Annotated in this window: 5 protein-coding genes and 1 tRNA gene; 1 reads left to right on the top strand and 5 read right to left on the bottom strand. The window is 60.4% G+C overall.

Features of this window, described 5'->3' with window-relative positions; all coding sequences use genetic code 11:
• Nucleotides 1–2,046 (top strand): glycosyltransferase (locus tag WBF74_RS02700; RefSeq protein ID WP_424434791.1); only part of this gene is annotated, 2,046 nt, incomplete at its 5' end.
• An 80-nt stretch (nucleotides 2,047–2,126) separates the two neighbouring features.
• Here the strand turns inward: WBF74_RS02700 and WBF74_RS02695 are convergent.
• From WBF74_RS02695 to WBF74_RS02675, 5 genes are all read right to left on the bottom strand, one after another.
• On the bottom strand, nucleotides 2,127–2,900 hold the full coding sequence (locus WBF74_RS02695; RefSeq protein ID WP_424434788.1) for an SDR family NAD(P)-dependent oxidoreductase: 774 nt from the start codon (nucleotides 2,898–2,900) through the stop codon (nucleotides 2,127–2,129).
• Nucleotides 2,901–3,017: 117 nt separating this feature from the next.
• Nucleotides 3,018–4,769 carry a class I adenylate-forming enzyme family protein gene (locus tag WBF74_RS02690; protein ID WP_424434785.1) on the bottom strand — a complete coding sequence of 584 codons (1,752 nt, stop codon included), beginning with the start codon at nucleotides 4,767–4,769 and terminating at the stop codon, nucleotides 3,018–3,020.
• 85 nt (nucleotides 4,770–4,854) lie between these two features.
• On the bottom strand, nucleotides 4,855–5,520 hold the full coding sequence (locus tag WBF74_RS02685; RefSeq protein WP_424434782.1) for a glutathione S-transferase family protein: 666 nt from the start codon (nucleotides 5,518–5,520) through the stop codon (nucleotides 4,855–4,857).
• Between the two features lie 166 nt (nucleotides 5,521–5,686).
• Nucleotides 5,687–5,763 (bottom strand) — tRNA-His (locus WBF74_RS02680).
• A 123-nt stretch (nucleotides 5,764–5,886) separates the two neighbouring features.
• Nucleotides 5,887–6,897, bottom strand: a 1,011-nt coding sequence (locus tag WBF74_RS02675) for a sodium-dependent transporter (protein WP_424434779.1), incomplete at its 5' end; no start/stop codon positions are given.

Below are 6,897 nucleotides of genomic sequence, written 5' to 3'. Positions count from 1 at the left end.
GTCTTTGAGCGGCTGGATGAACTGGAAGCAGCCTATCCGGACAAGGCCATCGTCGTGACCGAAGTGGGCTGGCCAAGCCGTGGCAAGGTCATTCCGCGCCGCCCCTATCCCGGCATGCCCGAAGCTGACCGCCGCACCGAGGCCGTGCCCTCGCTCGTCAATCAGGCAACCTTCATGCGCGAGTTTCTCAACCGCGCGAAAGCGGAAGACCTCACCTATTATGTGATGGAAGCCTTTGACCAGCCGTGGAAGGCATCGGAAGAAGGCGCGGCGGGTGCCTTCTGGGGCATCTACAACGCCGACCGGCAGCCGAAATTCCCCATGGCGGGCAGCATTTCCGAGGCACCGGAATGGCGCTTCTGGGCATCGCTCGCGGCGGGCCTCGCGCTTGTTCCGGCCATGCTTTTCATGCTGCGCCAGCATCATGTGCGGCCGGCCGGCGTCGTCATCTTCGCGGTGCTGACGCAAATTGCCGGCTCTGCCATTGCCTGGGCCGGGCTTTCCGTGACAGGGCTTTACTTTACCTGGGTGGGCGCGACCGTCTGGAGTTTCCTGTTCTTCGCGCAGGGGCTTCTCCTGATCGTGCTTCTCGCGGAAGCCATCGAGTTTGTGGAAGTCATCTGGACGCGGCGCGGCGCACGGCATTTCGAGCCGTTTGATGAAAACGTGGCCATGCCGACAAAGAAAGTGTCGATCCATGTGCCGATCCACAATGAACCGCCGGAGATGGTGAAGGAGACGCTCACCGCGCTCTCGAAGCTCGATTACGAAAACTTCGAAGTTCTCATTCTCGACAACAACACGACCGATCCGCTGATCTGGGAGCCGGTGCGGGATTATTGCGCGCAGCTTGGACCGAAGTTCCGTTTCTTCCATCTGGAGAACTGGCCGGGCTTCAAGGCAGGCGCGCTCAATTTCGGCCTTGAAAGAACGGCGGAGGACGCGGAAATCATCGCCGTCATCGACAGCGACTATCAGGTTCAGCCGAACTGGCTGCGCACCCTCATTCCCTATTTCGACAAGCATGATGTCGGCTTCGTGCAGGCGCCGCAGGATTATCGCGACCGCCACGAAAGCACATTCAAGAATATGGCTTACTGGGAATATGCCGGTTTCTTCCATATCGGCATGGTGCAGCGAAACAATTTCAACGCCGTCATCCAGCACGGCACCATGACGATGGTGCGCAAGAGCGCGCTTGAGCGCGTGGGTGGTTGGGCGGAATGGTGCATCTGCGAGGATGCCGAACTTGGTATCAAGCTCTATCGCGCGGGTTATGACAGCGTCTATGTGAACCACTCTTTCGGGCGCGGCCTCACACCTGACACGCTGGCGGGCTATATCAGCCAGCGTTTCCGCTGGGCCTATGGCGCGGTGCAGATCGTGAAGCATCACTGGGACGCGCTCGCCCCCTGGGCCAGTTCCAAGAGCGGGCTTTCCGGCGCACAACGCTATTACTTCCTTGCCGGATGGCTGCCCTGGTTTGCTGACGGTCTCGCACTTTTGTTCACCGCGGCCAGCATCGGCCTTTCAGCCTGGGCACTTTATCAGCCGCATATGGTGTCGCTGCCGGTTGCTGCCTTCCTGATCCCGACCATTGGCAGCTTCGCCTTCAAGTTCGTGCGCTCGCTATGGCTTTATGCCGTGCGCGTGAAGGATTGCAGCTTCATCGAAAGCCTCGGGGCTGGCGTGGCAGCACTCGGCCTTACCCATACGGTGGCGAAGGCCATGCTCAATGGTATGATCACCACCAGCAAACCCTTCATCCGCACACCGAAATGCGAGGACAAGCCGCCGCTTGCCGCCGCCTTCATTCAGGTGCGGGAAGAGGCGATCATGCTGGCGCTTCTCTGGGGCCTCACCGCAGGCTTCCTGATGAGTCCGCATTTCGCAGACAGCCATTCGCGGCTCTGGGTTGGCGTGCTTCTCGTGCAGTCCGTGCCCTATGCCTCGGCCGTGCTGCTCTCGCTCATCAACGTCATGCCCTCGGTCTTCCGCCGCAACCGAAAGTCCGAGCCGGCGGGTACGCTTTCTCCAGCGGAATAAGGCCACTCCACTCCGCGCATAAAAAATCCCCGGCGCTTTCCAGTGCCGGGGATTTCTTTTTGCGCTATGCGGTAGCCGGTTCAGCCCGGGCCGCCGCCATCGATGTTGATTTTCTGGCCGTTCGCATAAGGGTTCGCGTCGGACACGAGATAGACGACTGCTGCCGCCACTTCCTCCGGCTCGCAGACATGGCCGAAAGGCATGGTCTCGTCGAGTTCGTGAATATCCATGCCCTTCTTGCCCGCGCGGGCAGCGGCGAGACGCGAGCCCATATCGGTGGCGGTGAGGCCGGGCGCCACGATGTTGGTGCGAATGCCGTATTTCCGCTCTTCCTTTGCGAGCGTCAGCGCGAGTGCTTCTGCCGCTGCCTTGCCCATATTGTAAGGCCCGCCATTCGCCGACATGGACAGCGTTGCCACGGATGAAATGATGATGATGTCGCCCCGCTTCTCCTTGCGCATATGCGGGAGAACGAGCTTCGACATGAAATGCGGCGCCATGGCGTGAACACGCAGCACCCGCTCCAGCTCCTGCGGGTCGGTATCGGCAACAGACTGCCCGCGCGAGGCGATGCCCGCATTATTGACGAGAATACCGATGGAGCCGAAATCCTTCAGCACATCGGCGACCATGAGCTGGTCTTCCTCGAAATTTTCGACCGATGCCGAATAGGCCTTCGCCTTGCGGCCAAGCTTTTCAATCGCGGCAACGGTTTCCTGTGCGGCCTCCTCATCGCGGCGATAATTGACCGCGACATCGGCGCCTGCTTCCGCGAGCGACAATGCGATGGCGCGGCCGATACCCCGGCTGCCGCCGGTCACAAGCGCAACACGCCCTTCCAGTGAAATCTTCATTGGCATTTCTCCCTGTTTCTTTGTGTCGCAAGCATAAAGAAGCCGCCCGGGATTTCCATGCCCGGGCGGCTTTTCTCATCTTTACGGCGCTGACGTTGCGGCAAATAGCCGTTCGTGTCAGGCGATATCCTTCGAGTACTTCTTCATGTCCTCGCGGAGTTCCGTTTTCAGGATCTTGCCATTCGCATTGCGCGGCAGCGGCTCGTTGCGAAGCTCGATCTTGACCGGCACCTTGAAGGCAGCGAGCAGCTTGCCGACATGGGCGCGCAGCTCTTCTTCCGTCACCTGCTTGCCCGGTGCGACCTGCACCACAGCACCGACTTCTTCGCCCAGCACCTTATGCGGAATAGCGACAACGGCTGCGTCCATCACGGCGGGATGCGCATAAAGCGCGTCTTCCACCTCAACGCAGTAGATGTTTTCGCCGCCACGGATCAGCATGTCCTTGGCGCGGTCGAGGATGTAAACGAAGCCTTCCTCATCCATCCGCACAAGGTCGCCGGAGTGGAACCAGCCACCTTCGGTAATGGCCTGAGCGGTTGCTTCCGGCTTGTTCCAGTAGCCCTTCACCACGTTTGGTCCGCGAATCCAGAGTTCGCCGACCTGACCGCGCGGCAGTTCATTGCCCTTGTCATCCACCACCTTGAGGTCAACGACCGGCACGGGCACGCCAGCGCTATCGGGCTTTGCCACATAGTCTTCAGCAAGGTTCAGTGTGGTGATGGCGGAGGTTTCCGTCAGGCCATAACCATTCGAAGGCTGGACCTTCGGGAACTGCTGGCGAATACGGGCAACAAGATCAGGCGCGGAAGGTGCGCCGCCATAGCCGATGGACTCAACGCTCGACGTATCGCGTATCGCGAAGTCGGGCGATTCCAGCACCTGCCAGACCATTGCCGGCACACCGCCGAAGGTCGTCACGCGCTCGCGTTCGATCAGTTCGAGTGCCTGTTCAGGGTTCCAGCGATGAATGATGACGAGCCTGCCGCCGCCCGCATAGGTGCCAACGAGGATCGAGTGGCAGCCTGTGGCGTGGAAAAGCGGCACCGAGAGAAGCGTCACACGCTGCGGCGCATTGGGGTCGGGCGCGGGCGGCATTTCGCCCCGGCGCATGAAGGCGCGTGCATTGCTGATCATCGCGTTCATCAGATTGGTGCAGATGTTGCGATGTGTGCCGAGCGCGCCCTTCGGCTTTCCGGTTGTGCCGGAAGTGTAGAAGATCGTCGCATCATCATCCGGCTCGAGGCCCGGATCGGGCAGCGGGTCGGCGGAGAGCTTGGCGTAATCCGCAGTCCTGCCGATCAGCGATTCAAGGGCGATGGCGGTGCCGAGTTCTGCTTCCGGCGTGCGCACGGCGAGCAGGCCGTCAAGCGCCAGCGCATCAAGATGCGGACGCAGGCGCTCAAGGCGCTCATGGTCAAGGATGACCACGCGGGAGCCTGAGTCCGAGATGCCGTATTCAAGCTCCGGCCCCGTGCCCCATGCGTTGAGCGGCACGATGATGCCGCCAATGGCCGCGATTGCCCAGAAGGCGACCGACCATTCGGGGAAGTTGCGCATGATGATGGCGACGCGGTCGCCCTTCTTCACGCCGTATTTTTCCTTAAGCACCCGGCCCAGCGCGCTTGCGGCGCGGTAATGATTTTCGAAGGAGACGCGCTCGTCCTGATAGACGAGGAAATCCCTGTCGCCAAAGGCGCGGCCCGCATCGAAGATCGCGCGGAGCGAGGGCGGTGTGCCCTTATAGGTGCGGATCGGAACGCCACGGATATTGACGGTTTCCATTTCGAAAGGTGTACCCGGCGAGGTGAGGAAGGCATGGGCTTCCTCGATCGTCATGGCGGGCCATTTGCTGGCGTTCTCGGCCATTCTTGTCTCCCTGAAATGCCTGAAAGGCTTGTCTGTCTTGCCGCAGGAATATCGCTTCTGGCGGCAAATTTGAAGAAAACAGGTCTTAAAGCCCGAATTTCTTCAAAAGAGCGGTTTCTTCCGCGATGCAGGCGGCAAAACCGGGGCGCGCATGGATGGCAGCAAGGTAGCGCGTGAGGTTCGGCCATGCCTTTGCATCCGGACGATACCCCGCATGAGCGAGATTCACGAAATGCGTCGCCACGGAAATGTCGGCGATGGAGAAGGCATCTCCTGCGAGAAACTCCTTCGAGCCGATTTCCTTCTCGAGCCAGGCGAAGTTGGTCGGCAGCTTTTCGTTGAAGGTCTTCTCCGCCGTTGCCGTGTCGGGTTCCTTGCCCATAAGCCGGTTCACGATCATCGGGCGGAAGATGCCCATGCCGACAGCGCCTGCGAGGTCAGAATCGGCATATTCCTCATACCAGAGCGCCTTGCCATGGGCGAAAGCCTCGGCCGGGTAAAGCGCAGGCGCGGGATGCTTCTTTTCCAGATAGCCGCAGATCGCCGAGGAATCGGGCAGCGTTGCGTCCGGGCCGACGCTCTCGTCGCGCAGCACGGGAATGCGCTTCAGCGGCGAAATTTCAACAAACCAGTCGGGCGCCGGAAAGATGTTCACCTGTTCCAGCGTATAGGCCACGTTCTTTTCGGCCAGAAATACGCGCACCTTGCGCACGAAAGGCGAAAGGCTCGCGCCGTAAACCGTCAGTGTCATTCTTTATTTCCTTCCCGTGCGGGGTCTGGCGATTTCTGATCTCTCGCCGGTTGCCGCTGAGCTTTTCTGATGGCGCAAGAAAGCACTCGTGCCGCCCGCGGGCAAGGACAAAGCCGCGCGCAAGATTGCCTGAGGCGAAGGGAAATATGGAAAGGATGGAGGGAAATGGTACAGCCGCCCCGGATCGAACGGGGGACCTCTAGATCCACAATCTAGCGCTCTAACCAGCTGAGCTACGGCTGCACGGGATATGCGCGGGTGGCCGGGGCCGGTCGCGCATTGGCGGGGAACTTAGTTCGCTGCGCGCCAGATGACAAGCCCGCGAAAGCGCCTCCCGCAAAATAAGCCGGAGGCGCTAAACCCCCTCTACATCAATACGTTAGCTACAAAAATGGAGATGACCCCGAGCGGGGCGATATAGCGCAGCATGAAGCGCCAGAAGGAAAACCAGCGCGCCCGCTCCGCCCCCAGCGCCGCGACCACCGTTTCGCGCGTCAGGGCCCAGCCGGCAAAGAGCGCGAGCATCAGGCCCACAACCGGCATGACGATGTTCGAGACGGAGAAGTCGAAGACATCGAAGATTGTCTTGTCCACCATCAGGCCGAGAGGCGCGAGGGGGAAGAAATCTGACCAGTAATTGAAGGAGAAAACCGTCGCAAACCCGACCAGCCAACCCGCGGCACCCACCATGATGGCGAGGCGGCGGCGGGTAATCTGGTAGGTTTCCTCCGCCCAGGCGACCAGCGGCTCCAGCAGCGAGATCGCCGAGGTGAGCGCCGCCACGGCCAGCAGAAGGAAAAAGATGGTGCCGATCACCACGCCGCCACTGATCGATCCAAAGGCGATGGGAAGCGTGATGAAGGTGAGGCCCGGCCCGCTCGACGGTTCAAGACCAAAAGAGAAAACGAGCGGGAAGATCGCAATGCCCGCCGTGATGGCGACAATCGTATCTACCACCGCAATGATGACTGCCGAGCGACCAATGGAAACATCCTGCTCTAGATAGGCCCCATAAGTCATCATCGCACCGAGCGCGACACTCACCGAGAAGAAGCCCTGTCCAATGGCCGCAAGTACCGTGCCCGGCGTCACATCTTCAAGCTTGAAGGCAAACATGAAGCGCATGGCTTCGCCGAAACCCGGCGTGGTAACAGCATAAATCGCAAGACCCAACAGAAGGGCAAAGAGAAGCGGCATCAGGATCGTGACGGAGCGTGCAATGCCCGCAGAAACACCACCGGCAACAATCAGAATTGTCAGGCCGATGAAAACCGTGTGCCAGAAGCCGGCGTCAAGCGGTGATCCCACAAAGGCGCCAAACTGCTCGGCTGAGCTTGCTGCCGTATCGCCGACAAAGGCACCGGTCAGGGCCAGTTC

The sequence above is a fragment of the Parvibaculum sp. genome, assembly GCF_049672805.1.
Taxonomy (GTDB): domain Bacteria; phylum Pseudomonadota; class Alphaproteobacteria; order Parvibaculales; family Parvibaculaceae; genus Parvibaculum.
This window is presented reverse-complemented; position numbering and strand designations above follow the sequence as displayed.

What these genes read in the sequence shown, in the direction of transcription:
- WBF74_RS02695 (WP_424434788.1), bottom strand. Translation starts at nt 2,900, where the DNA reads ATGAAGATTTCACTGGAAGGGCGTGTTGCGCTTGTGACCGGCGGCAGC.
- WBF74_RS02690 (WP_424434785.1), bottom strand. Translation starts at nt 4,769, where the DNA reads ATGGCCGAGAACGCCAGCAAATGGCCCGCCATGACGATCGAGGAAGCC.
- WBF74_RS02685 (WP_424434782.1), bottom strand. Translation starts at nt 5,520, where the DNA reads ATGACACTGACGGTTTACGGCGCGAGCCTTTCGCCTTTCGTGCGCAAG.